Here is an 18533-nt window from a genome sequence, read left to right as displayed (position 1 = left end):
AATGAAGCAGACAGATGAAAAAAAACGCTGACATCAAATCTACCGGAACCCCGCTGGGAATGCGGCTGCGCCACGCACGCCTGGTGCAGGAAATGACCCTCAAGCAGCTTGCGCAAAAGGTGGAATGCTCGGAAAGTCTGTTATCCAAACTGGAAAATGACGCAGCTTCGCCGTCGCTGGCGATGCTGCACCGTCTGGCAAAGGCGCTGGAGACCAGCATTGCCGACCTGATGGCCGATGACTGGACCGCCGATCAACCCGTTCTGAAACCTGCCCAGCGTAACCGTAAACGGTTTTTGCAACGCAGTAAAAAAGGGGGGATTGAGCTTGAGAACCTGACCTGGCATCACAAGGGCGGTTTGCTGCAGGGCAATATTCATATTATCGAGCCGGGTGTCGCCAGTGACGGTCTGATTGAGCACCACGGCGAAGAGATGGGCTATGTGCTGGAAGGTGAACTGGAACTGCGTCTGGGAGACGATGTCTGGACCCTGGAGCAGGGGGATTCGTTCTATTTCCCGAGCCAGATCCCGCATGGTTACCGCAATATCGGTACCGTGGTCGCCAGAGTGCTATGGGTGAACACGCCCGTGACGTTCTGATAGTAAATAAGACGAAAAAACCACGCCGCAGCGTGGTTTCGTTTATGCGGATGTTATTACAACCCGCGCTGTGCCATCTTTTTCGCAAGGTCAACCAGGCGGTTAGAGAAGCCCCACTCGTTGTCATACCAGGCGAGAATTTTCACCAGATTACCGCCAATCACCAGTGTCGACAGCCCATCGATAATGGACGACCGCGGATCGCCCTGGTAATCGCTGGAGACCAGCGGTTCGTCGCTATACCCCAGAATGCCTTTCAGCGGACCGGATTCGGCAGCGTTGCGGAAAGCCGCGTTCACTTCGTCTACCGTCACATCGCGTTTTAAGGTCACGGTCAGGTCCACAATCGACACCACCGGCACCGGCACACGTAAGGAATAACCGGTGAGGCGTCCGTCCAGTTCCGGGATAACTTTCCCCAGCGCTTTCGCCGCGCCGCTGGAATACGGCACGATGGAGAGTGCCGCCGCCCGCGCGCTACGCAGGTCTTTTTCTGGCTGGTCGTGCAAGGCCTGGCTGTTGGTGTAGGCGTGAGTGGTATTCATCAGTCCATGTTCGATACCAAAATTCTGATGCAGCACCTGCGCGGCCGGGGCCAGACCATTCGTCGTACAACTGCCGTTGCTCACAACAAAATGGCGCGCGGGATCGTATTGCTGGTCATTAACCCCCAGCACAATGGTCAGGTCATCGTTTTTACCCGGAGCGGAGATAATCACGCGTTTCGCGCCGCCGCTGCTGATGTGTACCGCCGCTTTTTCGCGATCGGTAAAGAAGCCGGTGGCTTCAATCACAATATCGACGCCAACGTCACGCCAGGGAATATTTGCCGGGTCGCGTTCGCTAAACACCCGTACGGCCTGACCATCGACAATTAACTGACCTTCGCCTGCTTCGACGGGAACGGGAAGGGTGCCCAGTAGTGAATCGTGTTTTAACAGATGCGCCAGCGTTTTGCTGTCCGTCAGATCGTTAATCGCCACAATCTGAATTTCTTTATCGCCCAGCGCAGCACGCAGTACGTTACGACCAATCCTGCCAAAACCGTTAATGCCGACCTTAACCATGATGAACTCCTTCTTATTCGATGTCTGACATCACTGTAGGTCGGCGGCGGTTTGGCGTAAACGACAAATAAGGATCACTTTACGCCATTTTGCGGCAGTGGAAGCGCTGACGATACTCGCCAGGGGTAAGGTGTAACTGGCGTTCGAAAATTCGCCGTAAATTGATGCTGCTGCCAAAGCCGGTCTCAGCGGCAATCTTGTCCAGCGTTTCGTTGGTTTGTTCCAGCCGGTTACGCGCCGCGGCCAGGCGTGCTTCGGCAACGTAACGCGCCGGTGGCGCACCCGTTTCGCGCGTGAACACACGGGTAAAATTACGCGGGCTCATCGCCGCACGTTCCGCCAGTTTGTCCACCGACAAGTCTTCGTTCAGATGGGTAAGGATCCAGCTTTGCAGGTCACTGATGGGACCTACGCTACTGGCCTGCTGCAAATTGTAACGGCTGAACTGGAGCTGACCGCCAGGACGACGCAGATACATCACCATATTCTGGGCCACTTCCAGCGCGAGGCTAAACCCGTAGTCGTCTTCAACCAGCGCGAGCGTCAGGTCAAAGCCCGAACTGACGCCGCCGGAGGTCCAGACAGGGCCATCCTGAACATACAGGGGGCCAGCTTCGAGGGTGATGTCAGGAAAGCGTGTTTGCATGGTTTCCAGCAGTCGCCAGTGGGTGGTTGCTCTTCGTCCACTGAGTAATCCGGCTTCGGCCAGCAACATCGCGCCACCGCAAATAGAGACCACCCGCCGCGCATGGGGGGCAGCAAGGCGTAGCCAGTCGACCACCGCGGTGCCTTCGTCTTCATCCTCGCCGCGTCCGGTAATCATGATGGTATCCCAGGGCTCACGCGGGTCGATTTCATGCAAACGGCTATCGGCGAGCAGATTTAACCCGGATTGACCATGGATGACCTGGTGAGGTTGGGTCGTAGCGAGAGAGAAGCGGTAGCGCGGCTGCGGGCCGTCTTGTGCATGCAGACGATTAGCCTGCATCAGGATGTCGGCGATACCGGCGGCTTCAAACAACATGCCGCCATCAGGAACGATTATCAGGAATGTCTTCATGTCCTGAAATGTACGCTTATTACAATTTAAGTCAACAGGAAGCGGGTGGGCAAGAGGGTAACAGCGCAAACAGCGACTGACATCAATAAAAGGGGGAATATCCCCCTTATTGTTCCATTATATTAGCTTTGCATTTGCTGCCCATTGCGCAGGAAATGCATTTGAACACAACATGGGCTCGATATTAAGTACATTCACGCTGACCTTGTTGTGTATGACAAACGGGTCTTTTTCCAGATACGTGTAAATATCTTTTTCATTATCACCGTGAAACAGAATATACCCTCCGGTACCGCTTGTGAGGGGGCCGGCCAGGATGACACCAGCTTTACTGATACCCTCAACCAGCCACTTTTTATGCGCATCAATATGGGCACCCAGCTCTGATTCAGAGCATAAATAATACAGCGTTACGGCGTATAACATAGCGAGATCCTATTAATGTGTAATGCTGTCAATAAGTTGGGGAATAGCGTTCAGCGCCCGCAATATTTCCTGCTGCTTAATATTTTCACCTTTTGATGCCCCCTCGACCCGAATAAATTTCACCTGGGTGATACCCAGAAAAGCAAAGAAATGGCGCAAATAATGTTCCTGAAAATCCATTTCTGACAGGGGCGTGTTGTGATAGAAACCGCCTCTCGCAGAAGCCACAACCACTGTCTTACCGGTCGCAAGCCCCACCGGGCCATTTGCCGTGTAGTGAAACGTCTTACCAGGTTGCGCGAGCCTGTCTAACCACGCTTTCAACTGGCTGGCGACCGTAAAATTGTACATCGGAGCACCAATGACAATCATATCGCTGGTCAGAAACTCGTTGACGATCTTTTCTGAAAGGGCATATTCAGTGGCCAGTTCAGGTGTGGTCACTGCGCCAGATACTGCTCTGAACCCGGCAGCAATGTCGCCCGTTAAGTGAGGTATTTCGTCTTTAACCAGATCACGATAAATAATATTTTCACACTGTCCGTTTGCCGTTAGCGTTTTTACAACTTCATAAGATAACTGACGGGAAACAGAATTTTCCAATGTAATACTGGAATCGATATGTAGGATTTGCATGATAAATACACCTGTGTAATGTCACTGTTTAATGTTGTGTGCTGCTTTATCAATAAGCGCCGCAACGTCCTTCGGGTGCGATACCATTGACATATGACTTGACGGGAGGTGGATGATATTAGCGCCAGCTTCTCGCGCCAATAAGTTTTGTACGGCAGGGTTAAGCGCGTTGTCATTTTCAGTGACTAAATACCACGACGGCTTATTGCGCCAGGCGGCATGGTTCACTTTTTCATTGAAGGCTTTCGCGGCTATCGGTTGTTGTGCTGCGGTAAGTAAACGCGCCTGAGGCTCAGGCAGATCATTTGCCATGACGTTGCGGAACATCTCCGGGTTATCCAGCCAAATCAAGCCATTGTTATCTGGCTGCATGCCACTCATGGGGGCATTCAGGCGCGTAAGGGTATCGGTAACAGATTCACCGCTGTCGGGCACCAGTGCCGACAGATAGACAAGCCCTTTCACGTTTTCAGCATTTCCGGCCTGCGTAATCACCGCGCCACCCCAGGAGTGGCCGACAAGCAGTACGTCGCCGTGTTGCCGTTGCAGGACGCGCTCCGTTGCCGCCACATCATCGTTAAGAGAGGTCAGCGGATTTTGTACGGCGGTAACGTTATACCCTTTGGCCTGCAGGAGCGCAGTGACAGCGGACCAACTCGATCCATCGGTAAACGCGCCATGAACAAGAACGATGTTTTTGATGATTGACTCCTGCGCGCCAGCGCTTGTTGCGACAATGAGGCAGAGCAGAAACGACGCGCGTCGCATGATTTTATTGATGAAAAAGGACATAGCAGGGTATTCCCGATACGCATAAATAACGTTTCCAGAGTGTAACGCCATGCCGAAAGCGATATTAAGTGTCATTAATGACAGGTATCATGCAAAATCGGACATTGTGTTTTTCAGGACTTGATGATGAAAATTGCCTTACTCGCGGTGCCGGGAAGTATGAAATCGGCCCTCTCGGGGTTGTCTGATATGTTCTGGCTGGCAAATCAGGTGGCTGAGCAAAACCCGGCGTTGCGTCATCGCGATGCGGTTAATGAACCGGGTTTTAGCGCGCAGATCGTCACGGCGGATGGTCATCCCGTCATCGACGCGCAGGGCAGGCAGATTGAAAGTGAAGGATCCTTTGAGAGCGATAAATATTCGCTGATTATTGCCAGCGGCATGCGTCTTGATGAAGAAAAATCTCCGCTTTGCAAAGCGGCAATCACCGATGCAGCGCGGTGGGTAAAAGCACAATATCAGCAAGGATGTGCCGTTGCCGGTGCCTGCGCGGGGGGCTTTATTCTGGCAGAAGCCGGGCTGTTAAACGGACGGATGTGCGCGACAACATGGTGGTTATATCACACGTTCCGGGAACGCTATCCGCTGACAAAACCCGTCTGGGGGAAAGCGCTGGTGGAAGACCGGAATATCATCACCACCGGCGGGCCGCTTTCATGGGTGGATCTGGCGATACACGTTGTCAGGTTGTACGCGGGCGATGAGATGGCAAAACTGGCTGCTGATATGGCCGTTGCTGATAGCCAGCCACTCTCACAACATCTCTATGCTCCGGCGGGATTTTTGAATTCGCGCCATCCGTTACTCATTAAAGCCGAACACCTGGTGCGTTTTCAGGATCCATCGATAACGGTCGAGCAGCTTGCCGCATCGCTTAATATGACCACCAGAACGCTCAATCGCAAAATGACAGAACTCACGCAGGAAAGTCCCAAAAGCTTTATTACTCGTGTACGCATGGAGACAGCGGCTATGCTGCTGGAAAATCGCGGCAAGACGGTTTCACAAGTCGCAACAGAGTGTGGATACAACGATGAAACGGCATTCCGACGCGCATTTAATGCCGTGATGGGCATGTCTCCGGGGATGTACAAAGAGTGGGTGAAAAACCGCTCCAGAGACATGCGCGGAGAAATGACGCGTTAACGGCTCTCTTTTTCCCGCCCGGTCCGGCAAATAAAAAACAGGGCAATAGCGCTTAAAAACGGAAATACCGCCAGTTGCAACCAGGGATAGATGGCATCGGTTGAGGGTGTTAACGCCCGGTCGAGCTGGCTGCCCAGCAGGAAATTACCCGCCAGCACCGCAATACCGCCGGCGGTTGCCAGTGCACCATAGTGTGCACCCAACATGGACGGCGCGGCAAATTGCGGGATCAAATCTTTTGCTGAGGGCACCAGTAACATCTGTCCCATCGTCAGCAGCGTAACAAAACAGGCGGCGGGCAGCAGGCGAAGCCAGGAGTCCGGGGGCGTCGATGCGGCGAACAGAGCGACACTCAGAAACGACGCGGACAATAGAAGAAAGCCGCAGGGCAATATCCGCACCGCGCCAACGCGCCGGGCAAAGCGGGCGAGGGGAAGCTGAAACAGAATGATCAGCCCCGAAGCCAACATAAACAACGGCCCTAAATCCTTCTCGCTGCCGCCGGCGCGGGCAATCTCCACCGGCAATGCCAGGTATAATTGGTTGTAGCTCAATAGCCATGAACTGTAGGCGATAATAAAGGCCACAAACCGCGGCTGGCGAAAGGTGGTCCACCACGGCGTAATATGCAGCGTCGTCTGGCGTGACGGATTGCGCGGCAGGCAAAAATGCAGCACGCCAAGCGCAACGATAAATACCACAGCCCCCGCCAGAGCGACCTGGCGAAATCCCAGACCGGCCAGCATGGAACCCAGAACAGGGCCGAGCACCGCGCCAAGTTCGCCGCAGACGGCAAAGAGCGCGAACCATTCCGCGCGATTGCGCTTGCCGTTCGCTTCACTGTCCGTACCCGCCTTTGCCAGCAAGGCTTCTATGGACGGAGAGAAAAGGGCGCCGCCAATGCCTGTCAGACAAGCGCCGAGAATAATCGGCGAGATACTGTCACCCAGTGCCAGCAGAAGATACCCCACCACGCGGATAACACAGCCGCAAAGTATGATGCTGCGGGCGCCGAAGCGGTCGGACAGGGCACCGCCAACAATAAACATGCCCTGTTGTGAAAAGGTTCTTAACCCGAGAATCAGGCCGATCATCCCACCGGAAAGCAGCATGTCATCGCGAAGAAAGATCGCCAGAAAGGGAACGACAGCGTAAAAACCGATATTGAATACAAACTGGCTGCCCAGTAAAACGGGCGGCCAGAGGTGTGTGGCGGGGCGAAGTAAATGCATCCAGATAGTCTTATTCAGATAAGGTAGTGAATATGCTTCTTGCCATGAAACGCCGATATTTCAATATGCGTTTTCACCCGAAAGACCTCCCAGAGTAATTCTTCGGTCAGAATCTCCTGCGGGGTGCCCGTGGCGATGACCTGGCCTTGTTGCATGACAATCAATGCGTCACAGAACATCGAGGCATGGTTCAGATCGTGAATAGCGACAATACTGGTCACCGGCAGCTCACTGATGAGTTTCATCAGTTGCATCTGGTGATGAATATCCAGGTGATTGGTTGGCTCATCCAACAAGATTTCGCTCGGTACCTGTGCCAGTGCCCTGGCGATGTGCACGCGCTGGCGTTCACCGCCCGATAAACTCAGCCATCCCTGATCGCTTTTTCCGAGCATATCTACCCGTTCAAGCGCCGCATTTACCGTCTCATCATCGTGGGATGTCCAGCCAGAGAAGGCGGAATGGTGCGGAATGCGCCCCAGTTTTACCACGTCGCGAACCCGCATATTGGATTCGGTCATCCCGTGCTGTTCAACGAAGGCAATACGACGGGCAAGCTGCTTTTTAGGCATCCGGGAGATGTCGTGACCATCGAGCGAAACCGTGCCTGCATGCGGGCGACGTAATCCGGCAAGTATACGCAGCAACGAGGATTTTCCGGAACCGTTGGGGCCAAGTAATCCCACCGTTTGTCCCTGGGAGACAGCCAGTGAGACATTATTGACGATGGTTTTCTTAGCTATCTTCCAGGTAATGTTTTCAGCAGTGATGCTCATCACTTGTTCCTTGAACGATAGATAATGACAGCAAAGAAAGGCACGCCAACCAGCGCGGTGACTACGCCGACCGGCAGGCTCTGCGGTGCGATCAGCATTCTGGAGGCGATATCAGCCAGCACCATCAGGATTGCGCCTGCCAGCGCACTGGCAATCAGTAGCGTACGGTGAAGCGGACCGAAGAAAAAGCGCATCATATGCGGCACGACCAGACCGACAAAGCCGATCGATCCCGCCATACTGACAATGGTGGCGGTCATCAGCGCTGTGGCAGTAAAGAGGATCAAGCGAACCACGGGAACATTGATACCAAGTGACGCTGCGGCATCGTCGCCAAAGGTAAAGGCATCCAGTGCGCGAGAGTAAAAAAGGCATACCGCAAGACCAGCCAGCAGAACGACCAGTATCAGTTGAAACTCCGGCCAGCGAACGCCGCTAAAGCTGCCAAGGAGCCAGAACATCACGTCACGCGCCTGTTGTGCGCTGGCGGAAGTACTGATGGTATACGCCGTGATGGCGTTGAAGAGTTGGGATGCCGCGACGCCCGCCAGAATCGTACGCTCATTACCGCCACGTGCGCCGTTGGTGAGAAAGGCGACAAACGCAAAAGCGGCAAAGGCCCCGGCAAACGCACCTGCGGACAGGGAAACTGCGCCAGTACCGATACCAAGCACCACAACCGAGACGGCACCCGTTGACGCCCCAGCGGATACGCCGAGTACATAGGGTTCCGCCAGGGCATTTTTCAGCAGGCTTTGCAAAACGGCGCCACACATCGCCAGCCCCGCACCACAACAGGCTGCGACCAACGCACGGCTAAGACGGAAATCCCAGATAACACTTTCATGGATGCGGCTGAGTGGCACGTCGGTGAATCCGGCTTTGTTGGTCAGCGCATAAAAGACGCTGCTAAGCGGAATGGACAGTTCGCCCACGCTGACGCCTGTGGCAATCACCACAAAAAGAAGAATCAGCGCCAGCACTGTTGATGTGGTGAGTATCAGGCCCTGGCGGGCCTGTTGTATTGCGGAACTCATCAATTCAGTCCCATTTTTCTGAGCTGTTCGGCAACCTGTTCAGCACCATAGATAGTACGAATTGTCGGGTTCATCGCCTGGCCGTCCATCACGACGATGTGACCTTTTTTAACAGCATCGAGCTGGCTGACGGCCGGATCGCTTTTCAGGAATTTAATCTTTTCTTCGGCGTTATCCAGTGCCCAGCGGTTGCGGTCAAGACTGGAGACGACGATGACATCCGGGTTAGCGGCGATAATGCTTTCCCAGCCAACCGTTGGCCATTCAGTTTCAGAGGTAATGGCGTTGTGGCCACCCAGGACATTCGCGATAAACCCTGACGCGCTATTCTTGCCGCCAACATAGGCGTCAGCAGACGGGGATGAGCTGGAGAACCAGAAGACAAACGAGAGGTCTTTTTTGTTCTTGCTGAACTCGGCACGCAGATCATTTTCACGTTTTTTGAAATCGGCAATCAGCGCATTACCGCGATCTTCTACGTTGAAAATGGTCGCGAAATCCATAATTTCCTGGTAAAGAAAGCTCATATCCCACAGCTTCTGGCGGCTACCGTACATATCGCCAACGCCTTTTTTCGTGGCGCACATCCCCGGCGACATATAGCTGTTGACGCCGACGGTGGTGAGATCTTCACGTTTAGCGACTTTGCTTTCCGGTCCCAGTAACAGAGGGATCTGGGCAGGAACGAAGTCCGGGTTTTGGGCGAGAATAGATTCGAGCGTCGGGATTTCAACGGTCAGGTTTTTGATTTTACTGTTTTTTTCTGCAAGTGATGGCAACACTTTTGTCGGCCAGAATGCGCTGGCAACCACGTTGTCCTCGAGGCCAAGTAACAGAAGGATCTCAACAGTGTTTTGGCCCAGCGCGACGACGCGCTCAGGGGCTTTGGTGAATGTTTCTTTGTATCCGCAATTTTCGATGGTGACAGGGTAGGTAGTAGCAAACGCGGAACTGACCGAAGCGAAAACCAATCCTAAAGCACTGATGACCTTTTTCATGTAACGCTATCCTTCGTTAGCGGGTTTCCAGGGCAGGAAACGGGTAAAATCGTAAATGAGAATTAATAACAAGGCGCGGTTTTATACAATGCCAGGGAAAGGGTGTCAACGGTAATGGTAATCATTTGTTATTAAGGCATTTTTATGCGTTAAGAATTTGAATTAAAGCGCAAATGAATTGAAACGTAACGGTAAGACCGTGAGAGCAGAAATAATGGTCGTGAGTGTTGACCTGGCGCGAAACAGGATCGGCGAAACGTTAGCGAACAAACAGGAAAATCGGGATGACACAAGATGTGCTGGCATTACTCATACAGAATGAGCAGAAACTTCATCATGCGAAAACGCGAAGTCAGAAAACGTTGCTGGAGAAATTACTGCACCGCGATTTTTTTGAAATTGGCCGTTCAGGTCAGCGGTACGACAGAGAACATGTCATCCGTGCGTTAGTCATGGAAACCGATGATCAGAAAATCCAGTCCGATGATTTTTCGTTATCAGTGGTGGATGACTCATGCGTGTTATTGACGTACCGAAGTTTTACGGTTGATGAGCAAGGCCGCATCGGTCGACAGACATTGCGAACATCGTTGTGGGTGAAGCGCACAAGCGAAACAACGGACTGGCAGATGCGATTTCATCAGGGAACGCCAACAGATGAAAACAGAGGCAGAGTCGGCAGTGAAGAATGATAAAGGTCTGCACGATGGCGCCGTTGAACACGCATCCAAAGGCGACAAATGACCAGAAAAGGATGACCAAACAAAGCCGGATTCTGCGGCACCTTACCTTAGTGCGCATAATGTATATTATGTTAAATAAACTACGATGATAAACAACTTCATATCTTTCCATAGCCTCTCGCGAAATCAACAGGTTAACGATTTCTCACCCCCCATTTCTTGCGTTAGGTGTCGGGGCTTTCTTCCTTATGCCACCACCAACAGTAAACTGCAGACCGGAGCATAAAGCCTCCAGCACCAACGTTATTCCAGACAAACAATCCCTGCGTACTTGTTTTATGCGGGAAATGCCATGGTTCGTTCACTTCACCTATTTTTTAATATGCTGGAACCCTGGCGCAATTGTCATTGATTCAACATCCTCAAGCTCAGCTAGATTGACCAGCCTGAGAGGATATTCTTTGGCATCCAGTTTACCTGTTCTGGAGCAGTCTACTCGCAGGTCTGTCAGAACAAATCCCAGGCAAGCTTCTGATACGGCCAGTTCTTTGATGCCTGTTGCCGGCATTCCCAGATCGAGCAGGTGGCTGTCTGGATGGATACTTTTAGGGTGGGCAATGAGCTGTACGTATCGAATTCGCTGCCAGGCAGCATCTTTATTTCTGGTAAACGACAGATGTGCAGGTGTGCCCAGTGAGATGGCAGATAACACTCGAGTAAATTTGAACGTACGATAGTCGGAAACTGAATAGTCATAGGCCCTGAAATACCATGTGCCGCTGGCTTCAAACAGGCTGTGTGGCAGTATGATTCTGGGCTTTGTCCCTGAGGTTGTGGACAGGTATTCAAGGTTGATCTGATGCTGGTTGACAATGGCTCGAGTTATCGCCGCCGCAAGAGAGGCATTGATATCCGGTTTCAAGTCTATGGTTCCAGGTCCAAATGTTTCCACCGGGTAGGTTTCATCAATTTTCCCATAGGCGATATACCGTAGACCATTCTCTGCATAGTGAATGCTTGCCGGGATGAAGCCTGCTGCAGCTTCGTAACCGTTTCTGGAACCATGAAAAATCATGGCGTGTGGGTAAGTTTCAATATAGGCGGCTATGGTTCTGCTAGCGGTGGCCTCTCCTATTCCAAACCGGGCGACTAGCTCGGTTCGGGTTAAACGTCCTTTAAACAACAACAAAAAATCAATGAATTGAAATCTGGCCGTTAGTTGTGGATCGGTATGTTGCATGATTGACCATAGATTTAGTTTCAAATGATATCTTAATACAACATATTATAGCATATTTTAGTTATTTAAATTGCATTTGATTGCTTTTTTTTGATATCATTTGATATCAAAGGAGGTGTGCAATGGCGATAACTCTCACTCAGGCTATGGATGCGGTAAAGGCAGGCAAAGGAGTGGATTGGCTTTCTCTTAAAAGAAAGTTGACCCGTGCGGGCGCCGAGGCGTCTCTCATCTCGAAATCGGTTCAAGTCGTAAGGTATGCTGAAAAGGTCTATCATGTGACGATTATCGATCATGAGGCCTTTGCAGAATTATGCCAGTTTGCTACACCCATCGATAAAAGTAGCCGTAGTGCAGCAAGTTTAAGTGGCAATAGTCATGCAACCAATGTAGATGGCGCACTGTTAGTTGCTTATGATTCGACTTCTGCAGAACCATACAATTACGTGTTACGTCGTTCGTCCCCAGTACCCTGCCCACCGAAGAAGCATGCCATGATTATTGAAAATCTGGAGTGTTTTCTTGATTTCAGATCGGTTTATCAATTTGCGGTTCAACATTGTGGGGTCGAGTACCCGGAAGAGGATATTGAATTTCTCTGGGCGGCCGGCAATGGCATATCTAATCGTCTGATTATTCCTTATCTTCAATTATTCTCAGGCAGTGTGTTGTGTGTACTGGATGTTGATTCAGGAGGGTTACAGATCTATGCCAACCTGCTGGCCGGCGGCCTGGCAGCACAAACAACGCGTTATCTGGCACCAGATGATTTGAGAGAAAGACTATGCCGCTCCAGAAGAAAAGTATCCAGTGAAGAACTGGATGCACTGTCAAAGCTCTATGGCGTTTCTTCTCAGTTGGACAACATTATCAGTGTATTACGACACTACCGCTCCACGGTAGAACAGGAGAGTTATCGTGCACATGGATAATACCTTTTTTCTCAACTTGCCCAGTGAGTACCGTATCCGGGAAATCATTTTCGTCAATAGTGGTTCTAATTATTATGTGAAGTTGCCGGTTGATACACACGCCGCCCTGCTGTCGGGTAATAACAAAGGCAAGACATCAACGCTGTCGGCATTGAAGCTGTTTTTACTGCCTGAAATTAATTTTAAGAAAAGTGCTGACAAATTTGGTTTCTCATCTGGAGGCCAATATTTTTCTGACCTTGATACATTCCAGTACTATTTCCCAGGAACAGAGTCTTACATTATCTGCAATGCGGAAAATCCAGCCTGGCGCGAAGGTTTTTGCTGGGTGCTCTTCAGAACAGTTGATTTGGGCTACCAGCGTATTGCGGTGCCCCACCCTTACAGCCATATTGAGCAACTCTTCTGGGATGATTCTTCTGCGCACAATAACGGCGTTGGCCAGTTGCAGGCGAATATTGGCGTCACTGAAATCAGGAACAAACTTTTATCTAAAGAATACGGCGGTGAACTGTTTACTGAGCGCAGCACCATTGGGGAAGCGATTTATACCCGGACATCCACTGCTGACGATCATACCCGCTTCTGCCTGTTGCCAATGTCCAAGCGTTTCACCGCCGCAAGTGTCGATACGGTTCGGGCGTTATTGGGAATGGCATTTAGTTTAGGAAATGCGTCAACTTCATCGCTGCCAATGGCAATTGGTTCGATTATTGATGGCATGGGATTGAGTGTTGTCAAAGATGATGGTGTTTTTATTGACCTTGATGCGGCGCTGGATGAATGGAAGCGGCTAAAGCAGGAGGACGAACGCCTCTCTTTGATTGAAATGTTGACCCCGGCATGGGCACAGCTAAAAACGGATCTGACTTTGTATGATGAGCGAAGAGCTTACACACAAGAAAAGTTTGCAATGGTTGAGAGCACGGTTGCAAGAGAACAGAAAAACCTCCAGTTAAAACTGGCTCAAGCGAATAAGGATGTTGACACTACCGAACGCGAATCGAATACAGCCCGGAAACGACTCGAGGAATCCCGGGTTAAACAGATGAGATGTAATGCGGATTTGAAAGCAGAGCAAAAGCAGTTGGCTGCTATGCTGAGCAAGCTGAATACTATCCATACACTCAGGCAGGATTTTGCTTCACTTTGTCCTGCTGATGACACAAGCGATGACGCCATCGTGCAGGTTATGAAAGGTCAGGTTCACGGGCTTGAACAGGAGATTCAATTTCTCAATGATCAATCGGTGGCTCAGGAACAGATGCAAACCCTGATTCAACAAAACAACAAAATTAAAGATGACATTGAAAAACTGAACGACAGCCTTACCCACTTGGACAGTGGTAATACTTTCCTAGACCAGTTTGAGCCCCATACGCGTTCGGTATTACTCAGCCTGAATGAAAGTTTTGGGAAAATAAGCTACTGCCCTTCAGGCAATGAACGACATGCCATTGAATCGTTTGCCGAATTATTCTCTGAAGCACACGGATTATTAACATTATCCAATGTTGCCTTGCCTGAAGTACTGTTCAGAACGAGCGATTCGACAGCGCTAAAACAAAGCCTCCAGAAAAGTATTAGTGAAAAAAGCTCGCAATTACAAAATAATACATTGCAACTCGGACGCCTTCATCAGAGTGTCAAACTGAATTTACAGGAAAGAACTGACAGAATTTCCGTGTGTAAGGCGAATTTAACCGCATTACAACAAAACATCAGCCTGTTGCTGGGCTATGCAATGTTGCAAAAAGATTATGACAAGAGGTTTATTGAACTTGTCGTATTACAGGAAGCGGATACTAATGCCAGTTTGAATTTTGAAACGCTGTCTGAACAATTCAAGCAGGTCAGCGACAAATTTACTCAGGCAAAAAGATTGGCGAATGATTTGTCTGGTCCTAACGCCGTCGCTGATGAGTTATGGCGTGCCCTGGAAAACCTTACCTATCGTTCCCAAGAGGTCCTGACGCTGAACCGTTTCCAGACAACGACTTTGGACGACGAGACATTGTATGACCCTTCGTCTATACGTATTGCCTTGACCTCAATTTCAAACAGCCTGCGCGAAACGCACGCCGCACGTGACAATGCGCTGATGCATCTCAAGGACCTGCTGGATAAAAAGCTCATCGAGTCTACCCCGGAAGACAGGCATAAGATTACCCCCTCACACAAAATGTTTTATGAGTATTTTAATGCGCTCGATACGCTCTTCAGTACACAGGAAAAAGCACGTGAAAGCTACCTTGAGCAATTGCATGCGCATAACAATGCTGCGGCAACGTCTGCCCGGATTATCGAGAACGTTAAAGGTATCATTGAAAATTTTATTGATGGAATAAATCAGGAGTTGGGCACCTACCAGATATCCAATCTGGATGGCGTTGAGATGGTTGCTGACTTACATCCTCAATACGTTGCTGCCGTTGAGTCGATGAGAAGGGTTTCCGCCACTTCAGATTCCCTGCTTTCCGAAGCGTTTTATACACATATACGCGTTTTTCAGGACAATTTTTATGTGCGTAGAAGCGGCAAGATTGACCTTACCCGAATCATCGAAAAAATCAGTTATCGCTTTGACAGAAATGGGGTGAAAGAAACCATTCCGCAATCCAATGGCACAAACTGTATGGTCAATGCGGTGTTACTGGCACTATTGCTGAAACGTATGGTGCCAGAGGACCTGCAATTGTCGATGCCGGTCATTTTTGATGAAGTAGGCAGTCTGGATGAAAATAATCTCAGTGAGATTCTTAAGGTTATGGATGAGCATGGACTGACGCTCTTTGCCGCTAATCCAGACGCGACAGGAATCATCGCCAGTGTGCTGGATGTTTATCATGACCTTTCATGTTTCCCGGCAACGGATGTAGACGTTCAGGGGAAAGCAGAATTGATCTATTTCGCTGGCATGGAAGAACGGTTGACTGATATACCCCATGACAGCGACAGCATTAGCCCTGTTCATGCAGAACCGATTGCGGGGTAAGCCATGCAAACCAATGCACAAAACACGCTAGTCATGCTGTTCCAGCATGTTGATATCTTTTTTACCATGCTAGATTATCACGCCAGTCGTCACAAAAGCGTGGTTGGTTTCAATATCTCCTCATATGAAGCAACCCTGACATCTTACGTCGAACAACAGGTTGTCGAGTCAAATGACCGGCGTCGCATTATCTCGGCGTTGTCGATTCGCAATCTGAATAAATGTGGTCTACTCAGTTTCATCAATGACAGCAAGGGATTATTTGCCCTGCAAAAAGGGCTGTTACAAACAATCCAGAATCTTGATTCACGACGTATCAGAGAGCTGGGGCAACCAGACCTGGATATTATTTACGCCCAAGTCAGGACGCTCTATGACTACTTTCTGTCAAAACAAGGGGCATTTAGCCATGAAGATCCTGAGTTTCTGGAAAACCTGGTCGCCCTGACCGACACGATGCAGGATATATTTTCCAAAATCGACCATAACGTGCGGGCCTTGGATGGAAGCTCTAAACGGTTATCGGAAATTGTAGACAGCCACGATTTTAATCAGCAAGTCCCCACCGAACAGGTACAAAAAGCATTTGATGAAATTATTCGTATCTATCGACGCAATATTAAACCGACACTGACATTTCTGAATGAAAAAGCCATGACAAACGATGCATCAGCCATGTACTTGATCAGAAAGATTCGTGAAAGTCTTGAGAAGACGACTTTTTACAAAGAACTGAATAATATTGTGACGATAGAAATGAAACTTCTGTCTTATGCGGAAGTGATCAACCTAATTCGAAAGAAACTCAGACGTTATGTTGATATGAGCATCGCTCAGAGAAAACTCTATGACAGTATTGAAACCCAGTTTAACGAAATAAACCGGCTGGTTCTTGAATTGTTAGATACCAAGTTGACAGGCAAGCAATTATCACCTGAGCACCCTATCTTTACTCCCTCTTCGATTTTCTCTGGATTACAAAGCTGGTCACGCACCAATCTCACCGCCCCACTGATTGAATTACCTGCTGACTTTAGCGCGGGAATGACTCTGGAATACATACGCACCAAATTGAATCGTGCAGACATGCTGGAAACCGCCAAGCGCCGCCCATCAGCGAATCCCCACGCAAACGAATCCTATCTGCGCAGGAAACATGTGATGCGAATAAAAAAAGCGATGGCGAGCTTTAAGGACACTAATCCTGTCCCCGACCTTTATCTGGCCATTCATAAACACTTATGTCGAACGTTGCCGGACTACGGTCTAAAAGATATCTACGACGCCCTGCCATTCGTCAGTAAAAGATTATTCAAAACGCAGACACTTGAGCGGCGGGAAATACGGTATGGAACCAAAGTACTAAGCTATACGGTTAAACGCCTGGAGGTTAATGCACATGAGTAGCCCTGATTTCGGTTTGAATGTGGTTGCATCTCAAGAAATTTATAAAGACTTTATCAGCGGTAAAATAATCAATAAATATGAACTTATCGATGGTCGCCTGATGCCATCCGCGAAATTCACAGCGCTAATCGGTGATATTGACACGTATCGTTCACTGTACATGTTACTCGGCTTTGAGCTGATTGCAGTGGGAAATGAAGCCTACTTTGCCACCAGACAAGACCGGGCAGATTTAAATGAAACGGGGGCGAACATACAGGTTTTACTGGTAGTCCTTTGCCGTGGTTTGACCTCCAGAGGGATAGCACCAACTATCATGCAAGACCCGTCTGGGGGGATTAGTGCAAAAGATATTGATGCAATGGGTGAAGATGAAGAAATTTCGCGGATAGTCAAGGCATGCGGACTCCCGTCGCCACTCACCAAACCGGTAAATAGCATCCTGGTGGAGAAAGGCATCATGCATAAGACACCGAATGAGCGTTACATTATGTCTTGTGCTGGGGCACATATATATAACAGATTATTTGATGCGTCACCATTATGAATGACGCAATAAACTTTTATCATTAGCACGTTACAATATAATCTTTTCAGCACTGACAAGGAGCGATGAAAGCAAGTGCTTTGGATTGCCAGACGCCACGGGGCCTTAATATAGATTAACCATGTTCAACAACCAGTTTGGCAGATACTGTCTGCCAAACTGAGCATGCATCTTCAGAGAGCTTTTTTATATTTCTCTGATATATACTGTAACTTCATGAAGCTAAATGATGTGATGTTGTCAGAAATTTACAATAATGCTAATTTATTCAAATTGTTATTATGTTTTGTGTCTGTGAAGTTGGTTGTTGCCAAACATATGTTGAATTTGATATTCACATAAGCAACTGCATAAGTCGCTACCGCCTGCCGTAGAATCAGTGCGTCGGTCATTTCTGGTTCTGCCCTGTCAGGCATCAGGTAATGAGTGCATGCCAGACTCTGTGTCTGGCATGTCCATATCATCGTCCACAAAGCCACGTTTCGGGACAGTATTACGTCTTCCAGGAAGAAACCTGCCCTGGCGAAAACGTAATACTTTTATAAGCCAAATCAGCCAGGTAATATCTCGACCGTGGCCGCTTTGGCGCGTGCCCCTGTCATTGCGGCAACATAGTTACTTCTGGCGTATTTTTTCAGATAGGCCTGGTCTATTTTTCTTTCCAGTTCAGGATCTGTTGTCATTACGAACACAACATAAAACTCCTGCCCAACAGCCAATATTTTACCGGTCTGTTGAGCCAGTGCAGCCTGATACCACGTTGACTCCTTGCCACTATAAGCGCGCACGAAAAGTCGGTTATCTACCGTCACCTCCCAAATCCAGGTTGGCGTACCGGTGGTCGTCATATCAGGATGGAATGGCGCAATTTTAAGGTCGTCAGCCTTATCGATTTTTGCTAACAGGTCAAGGTTCCAGGACATGAGCCTTTCCTCCTTTAAGATAAAAAATCATTTC

18 protein-coding genes are annotated in these 18533 nt (G+C 49.5%); 7 read left to right on the top strand and 11 right to left on the bottom strand.

Annotated features, from left to right (window positions below):
- The first annotated feature begins 14 nt into the window (after nucleotides 1-14).
- Complete coding sequence (locus ABU190_RS04620; RefSeq protein ID WP_039079025.1) at nucleotides 15-602, top strand: cupin domain-containing protein; 588 nt, start codon at nucleotides 15-17, stop codon at nucleotides 600-602.
- Nucleotides 603-658: 56 nt separating this feature from the next.
- Here the strand turns inward: ABU190_RS04620 and gap are convergent, their stop codons facing one another.
- The 5 genes from gap to ABU190_RS04595 form a co-directional block, all read right to left on the bottom strand.
- Nucleotides 659-1669 (bottom strand): type I glyceraldehyde-3-phosphate dehydrogenase, encoded by a 1011-nt coding sequence (gap, locus tag ABU190_RS04615; protein ID WP_354690543.1) that lies wholly within the window; start codon nucleotides 1667-1669, stop codon nucleotides 659-661.
- Nucleotides 1670-1748: 79 nt separating this feature from the next.
- Nucleotides 1749-2729, bottom strand: coding sequence for a helix-turn-helix domain-containing protein (locus ABU190_RS04610; protein ID WP_107222707.1), 981 nt, complete (start codon nucleotides 2727-2729; stop codon nucleotides 1749-1751).
- A 117-nt stretch (nucleotides 2730-2846) separates the two neighbouring features.
- Nucleotides 2847-3155 (bottom strand): hypothetical protein, encoded by a 309-nt coding sequence (locus ABU190_RS04605; RefSeq protein WP_354690542.1) that lies wholly within the window; start codon nucleotides 3153-3155, stop codon nucleotides 2847-2849.
- A gap of 12 nt (nucleotides 3156-3167) precedes the next feature.
- Nucleotides 3168-3791 carry an NAD(P)H-dependent oxidoreductase gene (locus tag ABU190_RS04600; RefSeq protein ID WP_354690541.1) on the bottom strand — a complete coding sequence of 208 codons (624 nt, stop codon included), beginning with the start codon at nucleotides 3789-3791 and terminating at the stop codon, nucleotides 3168-3170.
- 21 nt (nucleotides 3792-3812) lie between these two features.
- Entirely contained in the window at nucleotides 3813-4559 is a 747-nt protein-coding gene (locus ABU190_RS04595) for an alpha/beta hydrolase (protein WP_354690807.1), read from the bottom strand.
- A gap of 147 nt (nucleotides 4560-4706) precedes the next feature.
- Here ABU190_RS04595 and ABU190_RS04590 point away from each other — a divergent pair, with 147 nt between their 5' ends.
- On the top strand, nucleotides 4707-5729 hold the full coding sequence (locus ABU190_RS04590) for a helix-turn-helix domain-containing protein (RefSeq protein WP_354690540.1): 1023 nt from the start codon (nucleotides 4707-4709) through the stop codon (nucleotides 5727-5729).
- Here the strand turns inward: ABU190_RS04590 and ABU190_RS04585 are convergent.
- The 4 genes from ABU190_RS04585 to ABU190_RS04570 are packed head-to-tail and all read right to left on the bottom strand — an operon-like array spanning nucleotide 5726 to nucleotide 9772.
- Nucleotides 5726-6967: an MFS transporter gene (locus ABU190_RS04585; protein WP_354690806.1), complete on the bottom strand. Its 1242-nt coding sequence runs from the start codon at nucleotides 6965-6967 to the stop codon at nucleotides 5726-5728. The genes ABU190_RS04590 and ABU190_RS04585 overlap by 4 nt on opposite strands.
- 8 nt (nucleotides 6968-6975) lie before the next feature.
- Nucleotides 6976-7737: an ABC transporter ATP-binding protein gene (locus tag ABU190_RS04580; protein ID WP_354690539.1), complete on the bottom strand. Its 762-nt coding sequence runs from the start codon at nucleotides 7735-7737 to the stop codon at nucleotides 6976-6978.
- Complete coding sequence (locus ABU190_RS04575) at nucleotides 7737-8774, bottom strand: iron chelate uptake ABC transporter family permease subunit (RefSeq protein WP_354690538.1); 1038 nt, start codon at nucleotides 8772-8774, stop codon at nucleotides 7737-7739. Before ABU190_RS04575 ends, ABU190_RS04580 begins: the two co-directional genes overlap by 1 nt.
- The gene (locus tag ABU190_RS04570; protein ID WP_354690537.1) at nucleotides 8774-9772 is read right to left on the bottom strand and encodes an ABC transporter substrate-binding protein; all 999 of its coding nucleotides are present in this window, start codon (nucleotides 9770-9772) and stop codon (nucleotides 8774-8776) included. The genes ABU190_RS04575 and ABU190_RS04570 overlap by 1 nt, the downstream gene beginning before the upstream one ends.
- 284 nt (nucleotides 9773-10056) lie before the next feature.
- Here ABU190_RS04570 and ABU190_RS04565 point away from each other — a divergent pair, with 284 nt between their 5' ends.
- Nucleotides 10057-10464, top strand: a complete 408-nt coding sequence (locus ABU190_RS04565; RefSeq protein WP_354690536.1) for a nuclear transport factor 2 family protein — start codon at nucleotides 10057-10059, stop codon at nucleotides 10462-10464.
- A 361-nt stretch (nucleotides 10465-10825) separates the two neighbouring features.
- Here the strand turns inward: ABU190_RS04565 and ABU190_RS04560 are convergent, their stop codons facing one another.
- Nucleotides 10826-11695, bottom strand: a complete 870-nt coding sequence (locus ABU190_RS04560) for a WYL domain-containing protein (RefSeq protein ID WP_354690535.1) — start codon at nucleotides 11693-11695, stop codon at nucleotides 10826-10828.
- A 122-nt stretch (nucleotides 11696-11817) separates the two neighbouring features.
- Between ABU190_RS04560 and ABU190_RS04555 the strand changes: the two genes are divergently transcribed.
- Genes ABU190_RS04555 through ABU190_RS04540 form a run of 4 tightly spaced genes read left to right on the top strand, consistent with a single transcriptional unit; the run spans nucleotide 11818 to nucleotide 17576 of the window.
- Nucleotides 11818-12627: a hypothetical protein gene (locus tag ABU190_RS04555; protein ID WP_354690534.1), complete on the top strand. Its 810-nt coding sequence runs from the start codon at nucleotides 11818-11820 to the stop codon at nucleotides 12625-12627.
- Nucleotides 12620-15622 carry a hypothetical protein gene (locus ABU190_RS04550; RefSeq protein WP_354690533.1) on the top strand — a complete coding sequence of 1001 codons (3003 nt, stop codon included), beginning with the start codon at nucleotides 12620-12622 and terminating at the stop codon, nucleotides 15620-15622. Before ABU190_RS04555 ends, ABU190_RS04550 begins: the two co-directional genes overlap by 8 nt.
- Before the next feature lie 3 nt (nucleotides 15623-15625).
- The gene (locus ABU190_RS04545; RefSeq protein ID WP_354690532.1) at nucleotides 15626-17029 is read left to right on the top strand and encodes a hypothetical protein; all 1404 of its coding nucleotides are present in this window, start codon (nucleotides 15626-15628) and stop codon (nucleotides 17027-17029) included.
- A complete protein-coding gene (locus ABU190_RS04540) occupies nucleotides 17022-17576 on the top strand; it encodes a hypothetical protein (RefSeq protein ID WP_354690531.1) in 555 nt (184 codons plus the stop codon). Before ABU190_RS04545 ends, ABU190_RS04540 begins: the two co-directional genes overlap by 8 nt.
- Before the next feature lie 551 nt (nucleotides 17577-18127).
- Here the strand turns inward: ABU190_RS04540 and ABU190_RS04535 are convergent.
- Nucleotides 18128-18499, bottom strand: a complete 372-nt coding sequence (locus ABU190_RS04535; RefSeq protein WP_354690530.1) for a DUF2255 family protein — start codon at nucleotides 18497-18499, stop codon at nucleotides 18128-18130.
- Between the last annotated feature and the right edge of the window lie 34 nt (nucleotides 18500-18533).

This window comes from Phytobacter sp. RSE-02 (genome assembly GCF_040578655.1).
Classification (GTDB): Bacteria; Pseudomonadota; Gammaproteobacteria; order Enterobacterales; family Enterobacteriaceae; genus Phytobacter; species Phytobacter diazotrophicus.
Note: the sequence above shows the minus strand (reverse complement) of the source record. Positions and strands in the feature narration are given on the sequence as shown.